Origin of the sequence: Arthrobacter sp. ATA002 (assembly GCF_026898095.1) — a bacterium.
In the GTDB taxonomy this organism is placed as follows: domain Bacteria; phylum Actinomycetota; class Actinomycetes; order Actinomycetales; family Micrococcaceae; genus Arthrobacter_B.
In genome coordinates this window covers 167952-184815 of the sequence record NZ_CP114015.1, presented here as the reverse complement: position 1 = coordinate 184815, position 16864 = coordinate 167952, and the positions used below count along the sequence as shown (strand labels likewise).

Genomic DNA, 16864 nt, shown 5'->3' with positions numbered 1-16864 from the left:
GCCGGAGCAGGGGCCGGTCTGAAGGGCTAGTTGGCTGGGAGGTTCAGGCGGGTGACGATGTCCGCGGAGATTTCGGCCGGAGGCTTCAGGATGTCGACGACGATGCCCGGCTCATCCTCCGCCAGCGGCTCCAGCGTGTTGATCTGGGACGGCAGAAGCGAGGCGGGCATGAAATGACCGCTGCGGGTCTTCATCCGTTCGCGCAGCACGGCAACGTCCCCTTCGAGGTGGATGAAGTGGACCTCTCCCGCTGCGGTGGACAGAACGTCTCGGTACGCGCGCTTGAGCGCGGAACAGGTAACGATCGTGGACCGTCCGTTCCCGGCCTGGGTGTCCATCCAAGTGCGGATGGAGTCCAGCCAGGGCCAGCGGTCCTCGTCGGTCAGCGGGATACCGGAGGACATCTTTGCAATATTGGCTGCGGGGTGGAATTCATCGGCTTCGGCGGCAATCCAGCCCAGCTGCTCAGAGAGCAGGGTGGAGATGGTGGTCTTGCCGGAACCGGATACGCCCATAATGACAAGGTGCTGCGGGGTGGGGCTCATGGTTTCTCCTTGGACGCCGTTGTCGCCGGAGCGGGCAGGCCCCTCCGAAGTAATATGAGGACAAAGGTATCACCATACAAGTGATTGATAACACCAATGCCGCGCTAGGCTTGGTTCCGTAGATCTTGCCGTAACCGGCAGTCAGGGGAACAGCGTGGAGCGCAGCGTGTCGCCGCAGTCGGCGGCACCCGTCATGAACGGGGCCATCATTGATGCCATCGGAGCCGACATCATTTCCGGTGTCCTCCAACCCGGATCCCGGCTGACCCTGGACGGCCTGCAGGAAGACTTCGGCGTTTCCCGCACCGTTGTGCGGGACTGCATGCGGATCCTGGAATCAATGAACCTGGTCTACTCCAAGCGCCGGATCGGCATTGTCATTCAGGAGTCCCGGCACTGGAACTGGTTTGATTCCCGAATCATCCGCTGGCGCCTGAACGGCCCGGGCCGGGCCGAGCAGTACCGGACCCTGACCGAACTCCGGGTGGCCGTGGAACCAATGGCCGCCTGCGGCGCAGCACGGAACGCGGGCGGCGAGGAACGGCGGACACTGGTGGAGCTTGCCGCGCAGATGCGGAGGCTGGGAGAGGAAGGCAGGCTGGATGAGTTCCTGGCCGTGGACATCGCCTTTCACACTCTCCTGCTGCACACCAGCGGCAACGAAATGTTCTCGTCCCTGGATTCGGTCGTGGCGGAAGTGCTGACCGGGAGGACTCAGCAGGGCCTCATGCCCGACCATCCGCGGGAAGTGGCCCTGCAGGGCCATGAGCTGGTGGCCAGGGCGGTGGCCGACGGCGACGGTGACGAAGCGATGCTGCAGATGGCTGCGCTGCTCGAAGAGGTCAGAACCGCAGTTGCATAACGGCAGGAGCCGGCGGCGCCGCCGGCCGGGGATTTAATCCGGTTTAAACACGGCTGCGGCCGGCCGCCCCTGCGGGACGGACCGGCCGCTGGTCCGACGCCGGCAGCGGTTACAGCGTGGCCTGGGCGTTGGCGTGGTCCGGGGTGACCACCGAGGCGGTGGGCTTCACGTTTTCGGCGTTCACCATCCACGCATACTGCTCCAGCTTGCTGATAAAACCGTGCAGGATGTCCGCGGTTGTGGGATCTTCCTCATCCACCTGGTCATGAACCTCCCGCATGGTCCCCACGGCGGCGTTCAGCATTCCGACGGTCAGGGTAACGGTGTCCCGGGTGTCCACCAGGCCTGCGGGGAAGGGCGGCAGCGACGTTCCCTGGGCAACGGCCACGCTGCGGCCGTCGGGGACGGCTTCCAGGGCGCGCATCCGCTCGGCCAGCTCGTCCGCGAACAGCCTGGCGTCCTCAATGATTTCATCGAGCTGCAGGTGGAGATCGCGGAAGTTCTTGCCCACAACATTCCAGTGCGCCTGCTTGCCCTGCAGATGCAGTTCGATCAGGTCCACGAGCACGGCCTGCAGATTGGTGGTCAGTTCTTTAGATGCCTTCACGTTTCCTCCAATAGTGACGAAATATGTTGACGAAAGACGCCTGCTTAGTGCCGCTGCCCCGGATGGGGAAGGAACCGGCAGCCGTCAACCTAAGTAAGCTTACCTTCCGGTTGAAGTACGCAGGTGCGTTGGGTAGCGTGAACATCTGAATGACGCACGATCCGACTACCGTAGGGACACATAATGACCACCGTAGAAGAATCAATCGATGTTGCTGTTCCCGTGTCCGCCGCCTACAACCAGTGGACGCAGTTCGAATCATTTCCCCAGTTTATGGGAGGTGTTGAATCCATAACCCAAACCTCCGAAACTTCCAGCCACTGGGTGACCAAAATTGGCGGGGTGGAGCGGGAATTCGACACGGAGATCACCGAACAACACCCGGATGAGCGGGTGGCCTGGAAAAGCACCGACGGCACTTCCCATGCCGGAGTGGTGACCTTTCACCGGTTGGGGGACGCCGAAACCCGGGTGTCGGTTCAGCTGGACTGGGATCCGGAAACGTTCATCGAGAAGGTCGGGTCAGTGGTCGGCGCTGACGACCGCCAGATTAAGTCCGACCTCAAGCGCTTCAAGGAGTTCATCGAGGGACGCGGCGCTCCCACCGGAGCTTGGCGCGGCAACGTTGACGCCCCGCCCACAGCGGACCCGGCGCCGGCCGCCCCCGCAGCCACCTCCACGTCCGGGCTGGCGGCAGCTCCGGAAGCCGATCCGGCCATGGACGATCCGGAGTCCGGCGGTCCCCGGGCGGGTCTATGACCTGACGGGCACCGCTACCGCCGGCAATGGACTAGCCGAGGCAAAAAGGGCGCACCCCGGGGTGCGCCCTTTGCCGCGCCGGCCACCGGACCAGCGGGAGCCTCAGGCCCGGTCCAGGCCGCGGACGGCGGGGCCCTCCAGCAGAGTTCCGTCGGCGGCAAAGCGGGAGCCGTGCAGCGGGCAGTCCCAGGATGCTTCGGCGTCGTTCCAGCCGAGCACTCCGCCCAGATGCGGGCATACGGCCGACACCCGGGAAACATCCCCGTCTACTGTGCAGATGCCCACCGGCTTCAGGTTCCGGCGCACCACCTTGCCCTGCCCCTCCGGGGGTGCCGACTCATCAGTGCCGGCCATCGACGATGCCCAGCCGGCCAGCATTGCCAGTCCCACCTCCGCGTTGTCCCGCACGGCGGAAAGTACATCCCGGGACGACAGTTTCGGCTGGTACCAGTTTCGGGCCGGGTGTTCTACCGCAGCCGGGGTTATCGCATCGCTCATCCCCAGCGCCGCGGCTGCCGCGTTGGTCATGCCCCACTTGTTGAAGCCGGTTGCGGCAAGAATGCTGCCGTTGCCGAACGGCACCTTTCCCACATAGGGCAGGCCGGCTGCCGGCTCATAGTCCTGCGCGGACCATGCGTAGGCCGGAGCCGATACCGGGAAATGTCGTACCGTCCAGTCCGCCAGGTCATCGACCAGTGCCTGTGGATGCGGATGGCGCCCGACGGCGTGCCCGTTGCCGCCCGAGATCAGGTAGTCGGTGCCGTCCACCCGGGCCGTGCGCAGCGACCGCGAGGGAGCGTCGACGGACAGGTACATTCCCTGCGGAACCTCTCCCTGAACCGGATGCGCCGCAGCGTAGGACCGGAGCGGAAGGAGCCGGGCGAAATAACCGCCCCGGTCGAGAATGGGAATGCCGGTGGCCAGCACCAGATGCTGCGCGGACACCGAACCCGAAGAAGTGATCACGCGGATCCGCTCTCCGGCGGCAGTGCCCGCCCCGGTGACCCGGACACCCTGGACCAGGGTCCCTCCGCCGGCGCGGAACTCGGCGGCAAGGGCGGCCAGGGCCTGCAGCGGATGGATCTGTGCCTGCCCGGGAAGCTCGAGGGCTCCGGATACTTCAAAGGGCAGCTCCGTCTCCCGGGTCATCCGGACCGGAAGCCCAGCCCCGGTTGCGGCGGACAGTTCCTTCTCCAGGCTCTGCCGGCCCTTGTCACTGTTCGCATAGGTGTAGGCGGTGCGGAGATCGTGGTCCACGCCGTGCTCCCGGCAGAACTCCAGCAGCCAGTCACGGCCTGCCCGGTTTGCCTCCACATAGCCGCGGACGCCGTCGGCCCCCTGATGGGAGGAGATCGACGACAGCTGCAGCCCCTGGAGGAGGGAGACCTTGGCCGTGGTGTTTCCGGTGGTGACGGCTCCTGCCCGGCGGGCTTCCAGTACAGCGACCTTCTGGCCCCGGCGGGCCAGGAGCAGGGCGGTGGTGAGTCCGGTCAGGCCGGCCCCGACCACCACTGTGTCGTAGGACGCTCCCGGAGCGAAGGGGTCGGCAGGAACGGGCGGGGCGGTGGCCAGCCATAGCGACTTCACGGATCAGGCCTCCAGCCAGTCGGTTGACGTGATGTGGGAACCGCCCTGTGGTCCCATTTGCAGCATCCCGCCGTCGACCGGCCAGGAAGCGCCGGTGACATAGCTGGCGGCGGGAGACGCGAGGAAGGCCACCACCGCGGCAATCTCCCGCGCATCGCCGGGCCTTCCAAGGGGAATGCCCGGGCGGTCGGCCAGATGCGGGTCCTCGTTGTGCTGGTCCGTCATGGGGGTGGCAATTTCTCCCGGTGCCACCGAATTCACGGTGATCCCGTACCGGCCCAGTTCCAGGGCCATAACCTTCATCAGCCCGCCCAGTCCGTGCTTGGACGCCGTGTAGGCGGACGAGCCCACCCGGGCTGGGTTTCATGAACGCTGGTCACCGCGATGAGCCGGCCCTCCTGTCCCGCATCAACCATCGTCCGGGCGGCATGCTGCAGGCAAACAAAGGCGCCGTTGAGGTTGGTGTCCAGGGTTTGCATCCACGTTTCGTAGTCCAGGTCCAGAAACGGCTTTCCGTCGCCGGCGCCGGCATTGTTAACGAACACATCCAGGGACCCCAGCTCCCTCACGAGTTGGTCAATGACGCGTCCGCAGCCGGGCAGATCGGTGGTGTCCAGACGCGCGGTAAAGGCCCGCTGGCCGTGGGAGCGGACTTCTTCGGCGGTCTCCTTGGCGCCCTGCTCATCGGTATTCCACGTGATGCCCACGTCCATTCCGGAAGCCGCCAGCGCCACGGCCGTGGAACGGCCTATCCCGGAGTCGGAGCCGGTGACGATCGCGGTGCGGGGAGTGAAAGCCATGACTGCGTTCCCTTCTGTCGGTGATGCTAAGTATGCTTCCCATGTTAGGGACGTTGTGCAACAGTTGAAGAACCATTCGTGTCAGGGAATATATCCCGGATAACGGCCGCAGCCGGTTTCGGAACCGGTATGGCAAAGGAGTTCGGCAAAGCAAGAGGAGATCGCTATGTCCTATCCCACCGGCGGCAGATCACTCCGCCGCACCAATGCCCAACGCGCATCATGGTATTTCGGCTTTATCTTCATCGTTATTGGTGTTTTGGGTTTCGTTCCGGGAATCACCCAGAACTACGAAGCCCTGTATTTCTCCGGCTACACCTCCGAAGCAGTCCTGCTCGGGGTTTTTCAGGTTTCCGTCCTGCATAACATCGTGCACCTGCTGTTCGGCTTCCTCGGACTGATCATGGCCAGGGCCAACAACTCGGCCCGGATCTACCTCATCGGCGGCGGGATTATTTATTTGCTGCTGTGGATCTACGGCCTCATCGTGCCGCACCACTCAGCCGGGAACTTCGTACCCGTCAACAACGCCGACAACTGGCTGCACCTGGTTCTCGGTGTCGTCATGGTCGGACTGGGCGTGCTGTTCGGCAGCCGTTCGGCTACGACGGGGAGGACGTCCCCCGCCGCCTAGCCAACCCGCGGAAAGGACCGGCGGCCTGCCGGTCCTTTTCCCTGTGCTGCCCAGGTAATTTACTGCCCGGCTTCGGCCCGGGCCCGGCCCGCACCCCGCCGCCCGGCGGCAAAGAGGAAACCACTCCGGAAAGCTGGCAAACTGGGGACAACATTATCTAGAAGAGCACCTGGGGCGCGTCGGCTAAACCGATCCTCGGAGTAAGGACACGGTGGACACTCCAGCTATTCCGGCACCTAATCCGGGCTTTGGGGCGCAGGGGACGCTGCCCGGCCTGCCCTGGCTTTCCACGCAGGCAGCGGAGGTGCGCGGCTCCGCGGCCGCGGCGCTCGAACTGGCCGGCACCGTCGCCTCAGCCGCACCTTTTCCCGGAGAAGGCCGCACCCGGAGCCTGTGGTCCATCCTCGCCGTCGTCGCCGCCGCCGACCTGACGGCTGCCCGCGCCGTCGAACCCCATCTGGATGCCCTCGCCATCCTGGAGCAGGCCAGAGACACTGCCAACTCCGGAACATGGGGCGTGTTCGCGGCGGAAGCGCCCGGCACCGTCCTCAAAGCCACTCAGGTGCCCGGCGGCTGGGAGCTGTCCGGACGCAAGCCCTGGTGCTCCCTCGCCGGCAGTCTCGACCATGCCGTGGTTACCGCCCACACCGAACCGGGCCTGCGCCGGGCCTTCGCCGTTGACCTGCGCCAGCCCGGCGTGTCGGCAGTGCCCGGAACATGGGTTAGCCGCGGACTGGCCCAGGTGGACAGCGGACCGGTGGATTTTCACTGCGCCGCGGCCCGTCCCGTCGGGGACGACAACTGGTACCTCGAACGGCCCGGTTTCGCCTGGGGAGGGATCGGCGTCGCCGCCTGCTGGTACGGGGAGCGGTGGGCGTGGCGCGCCGAATGTTCTTGGCGGCGCAGGACCGGGAACCTGACCAGATAGCCCACTTGCTGCTGGGCAGGGCTGACGTGAGACTCCAGGCGGCGCGTGCCGCGCTGGACTCCGCCGCCGGTGATGTGGACGCAGGCAGGGCCAAGGGGCACGACGGCGCCCTGCTGGCCCGGAGAGTGCGAAGCATCGTGGCCGACGCCGCGGAAGAGGTCCTGGTCCTGGCTGATCACGGCCTCGGGCCGGGCCCGCTTGCGCTGGAAGAGGAGCACGCCCGGCGGACCGCAGATTTGCGGATTTACCTGCGCCAGCACCACGCCGAACGCGACAATGCAGCGCTGGGCGCCTCCCTGCTGCAGGGAAACAGGGCCCCATGGTGAATTTCAGCCACCTGGATGACTCCATGCCCGAAGAGGCGTGGATTAGTGCACTGGCGGGCTGCGGGACGCTGGCACTGGAAGAGCTCTTCCCGGCGAACCCGGGCGCCTGGTGGTCCTGGCCGCCCATCCCGACGACGAAACGCTGGGCGCGGGCGGATTGATCGCAGCCATGGCGGCCCGCGGCGCCGCCGTCGACGTCATTGTCGCTACCGCAGGGGAGGCTTCCCATCCCGGCTCGCCCACCCACACCCGCAGGGAACTGGCCGGCATCCGAAGGACGGAGCTGGCGGCGGCCGTGGCACAGCTGGCTCCCGATGCCACCGTTCATCTGCTGAATTTGCCCGACGGCGGCCTCGCCGCGTCACGGAGCGGGCTCGACGCCGCCCTGGCTGCCATTGTCGGGCCGGCGGTGGAGAACACCGTTCTCGCCGCGCCCTGGCGGACTGACGGCCACACTGACCACGACACCGCCGGCCTGGCAGCTGCTGGGCTGGCCAGGACGCTGGGAATACCGCTCCTGGAGTATCCGATCTGGCTCTGGCACTGGGGAACGCCGGCCGACATTCCGGCCGGCCTGGCGGTGCTGCCTCTCGACCCCGCCGCTGCTGCCGCGAAGGCCCGGGCTATGGCAACCCACGTGAGCCAGGTCGAACCGCTCTCGGACGCACCCGGCGACGAAGCCCTGCTCAGCCAAACGGTGCTGGCCCATTTCGAACGCGGTTTTGAGTCCTTTGCCGTGACCCGTCCGCGCCCGCCCCGGGAAGTTTTCGAGGACCTCTATCGGCGCTCCCCGGACCCCTGGGAGTTCGAGAGCAGCTTCTACGAGCACCGCAAGCGGGCCCTTAGCATGGCGATGCTGCCGCGGCCGCATTTCGCTTCGGTGTTCGAACCCGGCTGCTCCATTGGTGTCCTTACTGCGGACCTGGCCGCCCGCGCGGATGCGGTGACTGCCACGGACATTAGCCGCCGCGCCCTGGACCTGGCCCGGATCCGACTGGCCGGTACGCCCCAGGTCACGCTCGCCCGGGGAGCGGTGCCGCAGGACTGGCCCGAGGGCCGCTTCGACTTGGTGGTCATCTCCGAAATCGGTTACTTCCTCCAGCACAGCGAGCTCAGCGAACTGGCGGCCCGCACCGAAACTTCGCTGACGGAGGACGGCGTGGTCCTGCTCTGCCACTGGCGGCACCGCAACGAGGGCTGGGAACTGACCGGCGACGAGGTCCACGGTGCGTTCCGGGCCCGGCCCGGCCTGCGGGTGTTCGCGGAGCACAGGGAAGAGGACTTTCGGATCGATGTCCTCGTCCGCACTGCGGTGGAGGCCCCGCCGGACGCGCGAGCGGACCCGCGGTGACCGGTTGACCGCTCCGGACCGCCTGGCCGTCGTCCTTCCAGCACGCAACGAAGAAGAGCTGCTCCCGGCCGCCCTGTCGTCCATCCGCACGGCCGTCCGGGCGCTGGTCGCGGCTGAGCAGGTGGAAGTGAGCGTGACCGTCGTGCTCGATTCCTGCACCGATGGCTCCGAAAAGACCGCCGCCCGGATCCAGGGCCTGTGGATGCCCGAACTGGACCTGCGCATCGTGTCAGGGTCGTTCGGCACCGTCGGTGCTGCCCGCGCCGCCGGGATTTCCGCCCAGCGGCCGCAACCCGGGCTGTGGATCGCCAACACCGATGCCGACACAGTGGTTCCGCACCACTGGCTCGTGCGCCAGCATGCGCTTGCTTCAGCCGGCTACGGCTTCGTGCTGGGAACCGTGGTGCCCGATCCGGCCGATCTCACCGCCGGTGAACTTGAAGCCTGGCAGCGGCTGCATTCACTGGGGAGGGCCACCCCCATATTCACGGAGCCAACATGGGATTCAGCGCTGCGGCCTACCGCCGGGCCGGAGGATTCGCGCCGCTGGCATCCCATGAGGACGTGTACCTGGCGGCACGGCTCAAGGCGGCCGGAACCGCATGGATTGCCACCGACACCCTCCGGGTGGTCACCTCCGGACGCCGCGACGGGCGGACGCCCGAGGGATTTTCCGGGTTCCTGCGCCAGCTGCTGCCGGGCTGAACAGCGTCGCGCCGGCCGCCCGGTGCTGGTCACGGCAGCGGCGGATGGCTAGCGTAGGGGAATGGATGCCAGCGAGATTCAGCACAGGATTTCAGAACTAGTCGAGAAGGAACAGTCCCTGCGGGATGCGCCCGCCGGCGAGAACCCGGAAGAGCGCTTGGAGCAGCTGCGCCGGGTGGAAGAGCAACTGGACCAATGCTGGGACCTGCTGCGCCAGCGCCGGGCACGCCTGGACGCGGGCGAGGACCCGGACGAGGCAACGCTGCGCCCGGTCGGTGAGGTCGAAGGCTACAAGCAGTAACAACCGCGTTGAGCGGCAGTTCCCGCCCTGCCGCGCAGGCTGCCCGCCCTGCCGCGCAGGCTGCGCGCCCTGCCGCACAGGCTGCGCCTTGTCCGCTGTCAGCTGCGGGGCAGCACCTCCCCGGCAAGCACGGCGGCCCCCACAGTCCGGCGGAACGGGCTGCGTCCGCCCGCCGTCTCCAGCAGTGCCCAGAACAGCAGCGATACCTTACTCAAACGGCCCATGAGCCCCTGGAACCTCGGCGTCAGGGCCATCATTGACGCCGCGCCGAACCCTGCCCAGGCCAGCAGGGGAAGATTGGGTGCTTCAAAAATGCGGACCCGTCCGTTGCGGTCGCGGAAAAAGTTCGTGATGGCCATGCCCTACGCACCCTTCTTCGTTTTGGCGGCGGTTTTGCGTGCCGCAGGTTTCTTGCCGGTGGTTTCCCCGTCATCACTCTTCTTACCGGATGAGGAGCGCGAGCCCGGGCTGCCGGACTTGGCACCGCCGGACTTTTTGCCGCGGTTCTTTTCCACGCTGCGGCGCAGCGCTTCCATCAGGTCCAGGACCTTGCCGCCCTCGTCGTCGTCCTCGGCGCCGAAAGTTTCCTCGGTGTCCAGCGCCTCGCCCTTCTCGAGCTTGGCTTCGATGAGGGTCTTGAGCTGTTCCTGGTAATCATCGGTGAACTCGGCCGGATTGAAGTCCGAACTGAAGGACTCCACGAGGGCGGAGGACATTTCCAGCTCCTTTACGCTGATCCTGACCTTCTCGTCCAGGGACGGGAAGGACGCCTCGCGCACCTCGTCCTCCCACAGGAGCGTCTGCAGCGTCAGGACGTCCCCCGGACCCGAAGCGCGCCAAGCCGGCTCTTCTGGCGCAGCGAAAACTGCACGATGGCAGTGCGGTCGGTGTCCTCCAGCGTCCGGCGGAGCAGCACATAGGATTTCGTGGACTTCGAATCCGGTTCCAGATAGTAGGTCTTGTTGAACAGGATGGGGTCCACCTGCTCGCTGGGCACGAATTCGACCACATCAATTTCCCGGCTCTTCTCCACCGGCAGGGAAGCCAGATCCTCGTCGGTCAGCACCACGGTCTGCTCGCCGTCGTCGTACGCCTTCGCGATGTCCTTATACTCCACCACCTCACCGCAAATCTCGCAGCGGCGCTGGTAGCGGATGCGCCCGCCGTCTTTTTCATGGACCTGGTGCAGGCTGACGTCGTGGTCTTCGGTGGCGGCGTACACCTTGACCGGCACGTTCACCAGTCCAAAAGCGATCGCACCCTTCCAAATGGCTCTCATGTAGTCCAGTGAACACTAAACCCCGGCGTCCGGACCAGAGCGGTCCCGGGCCGGACCCGTGCCTGCCAGCGCCTCACGGACCGCGGCGTAAAGGGCGGGGTCGGTGAAGTAGGCGCTGTGCGATGCCGGGAAAGGTTCGTTGGAGGCAAGTTCGACGTCACGGATCACTGTGCCCCGGCCGGCAAAGACCTCCTCGGCGCAGAAGGACAGCAGGTCACGCTCATCCCAGAAGTTCAGCCACGGCACCGGCATGCGGCCCGGCATCCCGGGACTCAGATGAGCCAGAGCGCCCAGCAGGTAGAGCCACGGGCTTTGGGAACCGGCCGTCACCAACAGGTCGACCCGGCTTCCGGCTGCGGCCCAGTCAGGTGTGGTCAGGAGATCCACCGCGGCCACCCCGCCGAGGCTGTGGCCGAACAGGATGACCGGGGCATCCTGCGGAAGTATCCGGAGGGCGTCGGCGATGACGGACCGGGCAGCGTCTCCGCGGCGGAGGTAATAAAGGATGCTGCGGGAAAAATCCGAGGCCGCTTCGGCCAGCGGAACACGCCGGCGTACTGCGGCGTCGGTGACCAGCCCCAACACCAGCCGCTGCACGCTGCCGGCCAGCAGCTGCTCTTCCGCCGCTGCCGCTGCCGCTTCGGTGGCCGGGGCTGCCGGTCCGGTAGTCGGCGGCCACGGCGCCGCGGCCGCCCGCAGGACGTCCATTCCGGCCAATGCCAGGCCCCGCCCACCGTCCGCACCGGGCAGTTCCGCTGCCGCGGCATCGGCCCCGTTCCGGTACCGCGGAGGCAGGGCGGGCACCACGCTGGCCTCCGCGGCAGCGCCGGCGGCCCACGCCACATCGAGGACGGTGTAGCGGGACAAGTCGGACTCCAGCGCCAGCTGGCCGCGGATGGTTTCGGCTGGAACCGGGTCAGGGCCGCCGGTGCCCTGCAGGAAAACCAGGGTTCCGGCGGATGGAAGTGTGGAAGTCATAGCGGCCTTTCCGGGGAAACCAGTGTTGAGCTCAGGGCCTTTCATCACGCCGAGTGTCGGAATGCTGCGGCAATCCGCGCCGTTTTCCGGCAGGAGCTCCACACTCGGTGGAGCTTTCCGGCAGGAGCTCCACACTCGGTGGAGCTTTCCGCGCGTAGTCACGGCGCTACTCTCACACCTGCGGGTCCGGACCGCCAGAGGCGGAGGGTGCAACGGCGTCCGGCGAGTGTCGGAATCAGGTCCCTTTGCCTCATCGAGTGACGCGGCAATGCGGCAAACCGGGCCGGATTCCGGCACGATCCCGACACTCGGCGGGGGAAGGGCGGGGGGAACAGCACGATCCCGACACTCGGCGGGGGAAGGGCGGGGGGAACAGCACGATCCCGACACTCGGCGGGGGAAGGGCGGGGGGAACAGCACGATCCCGACACTCGGCGGGGGTAGGGCGGGGTCAACGGCCGGGGTCGGCGGGGTCGGCGGGGTTGGCGGGGTTGGGCCGGGACACAGGAATGAACGCGGGGCGGCGCGGGGCGGATAATGGGAGGGACGGAGGCGAACATGGGCAAGATGGCGGACAGTGACTCTTTGACGGATGCGGGCGGCTCCGCCCGGTCCGAGCTGACGGTCGGCCAGGTGGCGGAGCGCAGCGGCGTGGCGGTCTCCGCCCTGCACTTCTACGAGCGGCAGGGCCTCATCGCCAGCCGCCGCACGGCGGGGAACCAGCGCCGCTTCGACCGGTCGGTGCTCCGGCGGGTGGCGGTGATCCGGGCAGCCCAGCGCGCGGGGATCCCCCTGTCCACGATTTCCCGGGCCTTTGCCGAGCTGCCCACCGATGCGGTGCCCGACCACGGCGACTGGCAGCGGCTCTCCCTGGCCTGGCGGCAGGAACTGGACGCCCGGATCCACTCGCTGGAGGCCCTGCGGGACCGCCTCGGCGGCTGCATCGGCTGCGGCTGCCTCTCGCTTACGGAGTGCCGGTTCGTAAACCCCGACGACGAATCGGCCGGCCGGGGCACCGGCGCCCCGGCCCTGGACTACTAAGCTGCCGGACGGAGCCCCGGGCCGCATCCCGGGGCCCCGGCCCGGCAAGCGGCACCGATTTGACCTCAACCAATGTTGAGGTTCTAGCGTAGGACGTATGCTCACAGACCATTTCAAGGACGCTTTCCGTGCCCATCCGGCGGGAGTGGCCGTCATTACCGCAGCCGGTGACTCCGGACCGGTGGGCCTCACTGCATCGTCTGTGTCGTCGGTTTCGGCCGATCCGGCCATCCTGGTGTTCTCGCTGGCGTCCGCCGCCGGCTCAGCCGGAGTTATTGCTTCGGCCGACACCATCGTGGTGCATCTCCTGGGCGCCCGGAATGCCGGTTTGGCCGACCTCTTTGCCCGTCCGGGGTCGGCGCGCTTCACCTCAACGCTGGCCTGGGAACAGCTTCCCACCGGGGAACCGCTGCTGCGGGATGTGCCGCGTGCCCTGCGTGCCCGGATTCTGCAGCGCACCCTGTGGGCTCCTCGGTACTGGTCACCGCCGAGGTCCTGGAGATCCTGAGCCCGGGCGCCCCGGACGAGCCGCTGGTCTACCACAACCGCACGTACCACCGGCTGGGCGGGCACTCCACGCTCTGACGGCAGGGAGGAGACGCGGGCACGGCGGGCAGGGCGGAGCGGGTGGGAACCTGCGCGCCGATGGCCTAGAGTGCTGTGCAGTGACACGGGGTGCCGACCGGCTGAGATAACACCCGTTGAACCTGATCTAGTTCGAACTAGCGAAGGGATGTCGCGGATGACTATTCGCCTGACACCGTTAACTGTTTCCACTCTCCTGGCGCGCCTGCGTGCGGAACCGCCCCTGGTGCAGTGCCTGACCAATGCCGTGGTCACGAACTTCACGGCCAACGTGCTGCTGGCCCTGGGGGCGGCACCGGCCATGACCGACATCCCGGGGAGGCAGGGCCGTTCGCCCGGCTGGCCTCCGGTGTGCTGATCAACCTGGGGACCCCGCACGCGGAACAGCGCGCGGCCATGCTGGAGGCCGCAGGGGCAGCCAACGACGCCGGCACGCCCTGGGTACTGGATCCGGTGGCCGTGGGCAGCCTGCCGGTGCGCACTGCGCTCGCGGCGGAACTGCTGGCCCTGCGGCCCACGGCGATCCGCGGGAATGCCTCGGAGGTCATCGCCCTCGCCGGTCTGGGGACCGGCGGCCGCGGCGTCGACGCCACCGACAACCCCGAAGACGCCCTCCCGGCTGCATTGCTGCTGGCCGAAAAATACGGGTCCGTGGTGGCGGTGTCCGGGCCTACCGACCTGATTACAAACGGGGTGCAGACCCTGCGGGTCAGCAACGGCGACGCGCTGCTGACCCGGGTTACCGGCGGCGGCTGCGCACTGGGCGCGGTCACCGCCGCGTTCCTGGCGGTGGCGGACGACGGCGGTGAGCTGGCCGCCGTGGCAGCGGCGACCGCCGTGTACACAGTAGCGGCGGAGCCCGCAGCGGAGGCCTGCTCCGGGCCGGGCAGCTTTGCCGCCGGTTTCCTGGACCGCCTTGCCTCCCTCAGCGGCGCGGACCTGGAGCAGCGGCTGGTGAGCGCATGAGGGCCGGAGTCGTTGATGTGTCCCGGTCCCGGGAGCGTATCCGCAGCAGCGGCATTTACCTGGTGACGGATACTGTCCTGTGCGGGCCGCGCGGCGTCGTCGAGACCGTGCGGGCGGCAGTCGCCGGCGGCGTGGAGACCATTCAGGTGCGGGAAAAGGACGCTTCCGCCGCCGACTTCTACTCCCTGGTCCTGGCGGTTGCCGAAGCGGCCGGAAACCGGGCCACGCTGCTGGTGGATGACCGGGTGGATATTTACCTTGCGGCCCGGGCGGCCGGCGCGGCAGTGCACGGGGTTCACGTGGGCCAAAGCGATCTTCCCGCCGAACTGGTGCGCACCCTGGTGGGCCCGGACGCCGTCGTCGGCCTGACCGCCAACACGGCAGAGCACCTGGCGGTGCTCGCAGCCCTGCCGCCGGGAACCGTGGACTACCTCGGTGCCGGGGTCATCCGTCCCACCCGCACCAAACCGGACCATCCGGAACCGCTGGGGATTTCCGGATTCACCGAGTTCGCCGCACGGGCGCCGGTGCCGGTTGTGGCGATCGGCGGCATCCTCCGGGAGGACATCGGGGCGCTGCGGGCCGCCGGTGCATCCGGTGCCGCGGTGGTGTCGGCCATCTGCGCGGCGGCTAATCCGCAGACGGCAGCCGCGGACCTCGTCCGGGCCTGGCATGCCGGGAGCCCGGCATGAGCGCCGGACCGGGCCCCGGCCTGGCCGGCCGCAGGATTCCCCGGATCCTCAGTATTGCGGGCACCGACCCCACCGGCGGGGCGGGCATCCACGCCGACCTTGAATCCATTGCGGCGACCGGCGGCTACGGCATGGCGGCGGTCACCGCACTGGTCGCCCAGAACACCCGCGGCGTGCGCTCGGTGCATACTCCGCCCGCCGACTTCCTCCGCGGGCAGCTGGATGCCGTCAGCGAGGACGTCGGGATCGACGCGGTGAAGATTGGCATGCTCGGTAATGCTGCCATCATGCAGACCGTTGAGGCGTGGCTGGCGCAAACGGAACCGCCCGCCGTGGTCCTGGATCCGGTCATGATTGCCACCAGCGGCGACCGCCTGCTCGACGACGGCGCGGAGGCCGCCCTGCGGCAGCTGCTGCACCGCGTGGACCTGGTCACGCCGAACCTGCCCGAGCTGGCAGTGCTGACGCAGGAATCCGCTGCACAGTCCTGGTCCGCGGCCCTGGCTCAGGGCGAACGGCTGTCCGCGGCCTACGGCGTCAAGGTCCTGGTCAAAGGCGGCCACCTGGCCGGCAGCTGGTGTCCGGATGCCCTGGTGGATGCCGGAGCCGCCAACCCGCTGGTGCTGCAGGTGCGGACACCCCGGGTGGACACGGCCAACACCCACGGCACGGGGTGTTCCATGTCGGCGGCCATGGCAACGCTGTACGCCCGGCTGGGGCGCTGGGACCGGGCTCTCACGGCCACCAAGGAATGGTTGCAGGAGGCACTGGAAAGCGCCGACGAGCTCGACGTCGGTGCCGGCCACGGTCCGGTACACCACTTCCACGGGGTATGGGAACGCGGGCTGGCGGAGCCTCCGTCCGAGCGGATTCCGTAGCGGGCTGCTCCGTGCCCGTGTGTCCGGGGACACGCGGGCACGGAGGACCTGTGGCGGCAGCTGCGTTTACTGGAAAGATGAGGGAAGACCCATCAGCGAGAGAAACGGTGAACACCATGGTCAAGAAAAAGTCCGTAAAGGACCTCACCGCCCAGCAGAAGAAAATGGCCGGCGTCGGAGCCACCGTGCAGGTGCTCCTGGCCGGCTTTGCCCTCGCGGACATGTGGCGCCGGCCGGCGGCCGAAGTCCGCGGGTCCCGGGCGCTCTGGTCCGCCGCCTGCGCCGTGAACTTCTTCGGCCCGCTGTCCTACTTCATCTTCGGCCGGCGCAAGTAGGCGTGGCCGCCGACCGCAGAACCGGCTCCGGCAGGACCGCCGGGGGGAAAACCGGCAACGCAAAGACCCGGGCGCCGTCACTGGACCCGGTCCGGCTCCACGGGCTGACGGAGGCTCCGGCACCGGAAGCCGCCGGCACCTTTGAGGGACTGCGCTTTGACGGCGAATCCTTCGACGGTGCGGACCTGCAGGGCAGCTCGTTCCTGGAATGTGAATTCAGCTCGGTATCCATGACGGACACCGGGCTGCGCGGCGCCAGGTTCCTGGAGTGCCGCGCCGCGGCCCTGTACGCACCGGTGTTCCGGGCGCCGCGGGCGACTTTCCGGGACGTGGTGCTGGAGGGCAGCAGACTGGGATCGGCCGAGCTCTACGACAACGTCTGGAACTCCGTCCACGTGGACGGCGGCAAGCTCGACTTCGTGAACCTGCGCAGCTCCCGGCTGACGGACGTGCTCTTCAGCGGCTGCACCATCGAGGAGCTGGACCTGGACGGCGTCCAGGCCACCCGGGTGGCGTTCCGGGACTGCCGGATCGGCAGCCTGAACCTGTCCGGAGCGGTCCTGCAGGACGTGGATTTGCGCACCACCGGCTTCCGGTCCATCGCGCATTTGCCGGGCCTCAGCGGGGCCACGGTGGATGATGGCCAGCTGATGATGCTGGCACCGCTGCTGGCCGCGAACCTGGGCCTGCGCGTGGAAGGCTGAC

General features: G+C 67.8%; 20 protein-coding genes, 3 pseudogenes and 1 riboswitch. Of the genes and pseudogenes, 16 read left to right on the top strand and 7 right to left on the bottom strand.

The annotated features are described in order from the left end of the window. Positions 1-26: 26 nt before the first annotated feature. The gene (locus tag OL239_RS00990) at positions 27-545 is read right to left on the bottom strand and encodes a gluconokinase (protein WP_268910361.1); all 519 of its coding nucleotides are present in this window, start codon (positions 543-545) and stop codon (positions 27-29) included. A 154-nt stretch (positions 546-699) separates the two neighbouring features. On the opposite strand from OL239_RS00990, the gene OL239_RS00985 reads away from it, so the two are divergent. Then, positions 700-1407 carry a FadR/GntR family transcriptional regulator gene (locus tag OL239_RS00985; protein ID WP_268910360.1) on the top strand — a complete coding sequence of 236 codons (708 nt, stop codon included), beginning with the start codon at positions 700-702 and terminating at the stop codon, positions 1405-1407. A gap of 109 nt (positions 1408-1516) precedes the next feature. Here OL239_RS00985 and OL239_RS00980 read toward each other — a convergent pair whose 3' ends face one another. Next, positions 1517-2014, bottom strand: coding sequence for a Dps family protein (locus OL239_RS00980; protein ID WP_268910359.1), 498 nt, complete (start codon positions 2012-2014; stop codon positions 1517-1519). 183 nt (positions 2015-2197) lie between these two features. Here OL239_RS00980 and OL239_RS00975 point away from each other — a divergent pair, with 183 nt between their 5' ends. Next, the gene (locus tag OL239_RS00975; protein ID WP_329609315.1) at positions 2198-2773 is read left to right on the top strand and encodes an SRPBCC family protein; all 576 of its coding nucleotides are present in this window, start codon (positions 2198-2200) and stop codon (positions 2771-2773) included. A gap of 102 nt (positions 2774-2875) precedes the next feature. On the opposite strand, the gene OL239_RS00970 is transcribed toward OL239_RS00975, so the two are convergent. After that, positions 2876-4360, bottom strand: coding sequence for an FAD-dependent oxidoreductase (locus tag OL239_RS00970; RefSeq protein ID WP_268910358.1), 1485 nt, complete (start codon positions 4358-4360; stop codon positions 2876-2878). Positions 4361-4363: 3 nt separating this feature from the next. After that, positions 4364-5160: pseudogene (locus OL239_RS00965) on the bottom strand (SDR family oxidoreductase). A 166-nt stretch (positions 5161-5326) separates the two neighbouring features. On the opposite strand from OL239_RS00965, the gene OL239_RS00960 reads away from it, so the two are divergent. From OL239_RS00960 to OL239_RS00930, 7 genes are all read left to right on the top strand, one after another. Further along, on the top strand, positions 5327-5794 hold the full coding sequence (locus OL239_RS00960; protein WP_268910357.1) for a DUF4383 domain-containing protein: 468 nt from the start codon (positions 5327-5329) through the stop codon (positions 5792-5794). Between the two features lie 211 nt (positions 5795-6005). Beyond that, positions 6006-6722: a hypothetical protein gene (locus OL239_RS00955; protein WP_268910356.1), complete on the top strand. Its 717-nt coding sequence runs from the start codon at positions 6006-6008 to the stop codon at positions 6720-6722. Positions 6723-6748: 26 nt separating this feature from the next. Continuing rightward, positions 6749-7048: a hypothetical protein gene (locus tag OL239_RS00950; protein ID WP_268910355.1), complete on the top strand. Its 300-nt coding sequence runs from the start codon at positions 6749-6751 to the stop codon at positions 7046-7048. Next, entirely contained in the window at positions 7042-7209 is a 168-nt protein-coding gene (locus OL239_RS00945; RefSeq protein WP_268910354.1) for a hypothetical protein, read from the top strand. The genes OL239_RS00950 and OL239_RS00945 overlap by 7 nt, the downstream gene beginning before the upstream one ends. Continuing rightward, positions 7158-8399, top strand: a complete 1242-nt coding sequence (locus tag OL239_RS00940) for a bifunctional PIG-L family deacetylase/class I SAM-dependent methyltransferase (RefSeq protein ID WP_268910353.1) — start codon at positions 7158-7160, stop codon at positions 8397-8399. The genes OL239_RS00945 and OL239_RS00940 overlap by 52 nt, the downstream gene beginning before the upstream one ends. Next, a complete protein-coding gene (locus tag OL239_RS00935) occupies positions 8341-9156 on the top strand; it encodes a glycosyltransferase family 2 protein (protein WP_268910352.1) in 816 nt (271 codons plus the stop codon). The genes OL239_RS00940 and OL239_RS00935 overlap by 59 nt, the downstream gene beginning before the upstream one ends. A gap of 9 nt (positions 9157-9165) precedes the next feature. Continuing rightward, a complete protein-coding gene (locus OL239_RS00930) occupies positions 9166-9405 on the top strand; it encodes a DUF2630 family protein (protein WP_268910351.1) in 240 nt (79 codons plus the stop codon). 98 nt (positions 9406-9503) lie between these two features. Here OL239_RS00930 and OL239_RS00925 read toward each other — a convergent pair whose 3' ends face one another. From OL239_RS00925 to OL239_RS00915, 3 genes and pseudogenes are all read right to left on the bottom strand, one after another. Then, positions 9504-9764 (bottom strand): hypothetical protein, encoded by a 261-nt coding sequence (locus OL239_RS00925; protein WP_268910350.1) that lies wholly within the window; start codon positions 9762-9764, stop codon positions 9504-9506. A 3-nt stretch (positions 9765-9767) separates the two neighbouring features. Further along, a pseudogene (gene ku / locus OL239_RS00920) lies at positions 9768-10684 on the bottom strand (non-homologous end joining protein Ku). Positions 10685-10699: 15 nt separating this feature from the next. After that, positions 10700-11662, bottom strand: a complete 963-nt coding sequence (locus tag OL239_RS00915; RefSeq protein ID WP_268910349.1) for a hypothetical protein — start codon at positions 11660-11662, stop codon at positions 10700-10702. A 558-nt stretch (positions 11663-12220) separates the two neighbouring features. Between OL239_RS00915 and soxR the strand changes: the two genes are divergently transcribed. From soxR to OL239_RS00880, 7 genes and pseudogenes are all read left to right on the top strand, one after another. After that, complete coding sequence (gene soxR / locus OL239_RS00910; protein WP_329609314.1) at positions 12221-12703, top strand: redox-sensitive transcriptional activator SoxR; 483 nt, start codon at positions 12221-12223, stop codon at positions 12701-12703. A 97-nt stretch (positions 12704-12800) separates the two neighbouring features. Beyond that, positions 12801-13211, top strand: a complete 411-nt coding sequence (locus tag OL239_RS00905; protein WP_329609313.1) for a flavin reductase family protein — start codon at positions 12801-12803, stop codon at positions 13209-13211. 153 nt (positions 13212-13364) lie between these two features. Then, positions 13365-13454, top strand: a riboswitch (TPP riboswitch). Then, positions 13437-14254, top strand: a pseudogene (gene thiM / locus OL239_RS00900) (hydroxyethylthiazole kinase). Its footprint overlaps the riboswitch before it by 18 nt. After that, positions 14251-14946 carry a thiamine phosphate synthase gene (thiE, locus tag OL239_RS00895; RefSeq protein ID WP_268910348.1) on the top strand — a complete coding sequence of 232 codons (696 nt, stop codon included), beginning with the start codon at positions 14251-14253 and terminating at the stop codon, positions 14944-14946. Before thiM ends, thiE begins: the two are co-directional and overlap by 4 nt. Next, positions 14943-15824 (top strand): bifunctional hydroxymethylpyrimidine kinase/phosphomethylpyrimidine kinase, encoded by an 882-nt coding sequence (thiD, locus tag OL239_RS00890; protein ID WP_268910347.1) that lies wholly within the window; start codon positions 14943-14945, stop codon positions 15822-15824. Before thiE ends, thiD begins: the two co-directional genes overlap by 4 nt. A gap of 116 nt (positions 15825-15940) precedes the next feature. Beyond that, on the top strand, positions 15941-16159 hold the full coding sequence (locus OL239_RS00885) for a PLDc N-terminal domain-containing protein (protein ID WP_268910346.1): 219 nt from the start codon (positions 15941-15943) through the stop codon (positions 16157-16159). 2 nt (positions 16160-16161) lie between these two features. Next, positions 16162-16863, top strand: coding sequence for a pentapeptide repeat-containing protein (locus OL239_RS00880; protein ID WP_268910345.1), 702 nt, complete (start codon positions 16162-16164; stop codon positions 16861-16863). Position 16864 lies beyond the last annotated feature (1 nt).

What these genes read in the sequence shown, in the direction of transcription:
- OL239_RS00975 (WP_329609315.1), top strand. Translation starts at nt 2,198, where the DNA reads ATGACCACCGTAGAAGAATCAATCGATGTTGCTGTTCCCGTGTCCGCC.
- OL239_RS00905 (WP_329609313.1), top strand. Translation starts at nt 12,801, where the DNA reads ATGCTCACAGACCATTTCAAGGACGCTTTCCGTGCCCATCCGGCGGGA.
- OL239_RS00915 (WP_268910349.1), bottom strand. Translation starts at nt 11,662, where the DNA reads ATGACTTCCACACTTCCATCCGCCGGAACCCTGGTTTTCCTGCAGGGC.
- OL239_RS00990 (WP_268910361.1), bottom strand. Translation starts at nt 545, where the DNA reads ATGAGCCCCACCCCGCAGCACCTTGTCATTATGGGCGTATCCGGTTCC.
- OL239_RS00960 (WP_268910357.1), top strand. Translation starts at nt 5,327, where the DNA reads ATGTCCTATCCCACCGGCGGCAGATCACTCCGCCGCACCAATGCCCAA.
- OL239_RS00930 (WP_268910351.1), top strand. Translation starts at nt 9,166, where the DNA reads ATGGATGCCAGCGAGATTCAGCACAGGATTTCAGAACTAGTCGAGAAG.
- OL239_RS00885 (WP_268910346.1), top strand. Translation starts at nt 15,941, where the DNA reads ATGGTCAAGAAAAAGTCCGTAAAGGACCTCACCGCCCAGCAGAAGAAA.
- soxR (WP_329609314.1), top strand. Translation starts at nt 12,221, where the DNA reads ATGGGCAAGATGGCGGACAGTGACTCTTTGACGGATGCGGGCGGCTCC.
- OL239_RS00945 (WP_268910354.1), top strand. Translation starts at nt 7,042, where the DNA reads ATGGTGAATTTCAGCCACCTGGATGACTCCATGCCCGAAGAGGCGTGG.
- thiD (WP_268910347.1), top strand. Translation starts at nt 14,943, where the DNA reads ATGAGCGCCGGACCGGGCCCCGGCCTGGCCGGCCGCAGGATTCCCCGG.
- OL239_RS00935 (WP_268910352.1), top strand. Translation starts at nt 8,341, where the DNA reads ATGTCCTCGTCCGCACTGCGGTGGAGGCCCCGCCGGACGCGCGAGCGG.
- thiE (WP_268910348.1), top strand. Translation starts at nt 14,251, where the DNA reads ATGAGGGCCGGAGTCGTTGATGTGTCCCGGTCCCGGGAGCGTATCCGC.
- OL239_RS00925 (WP_268910350.1), bottom strand. Translation starts at nt 9,764, where the DNA reads ATGGCCATCACGAACTTTTTCCGCGACCGCAACGGACGGGTCCGCATT.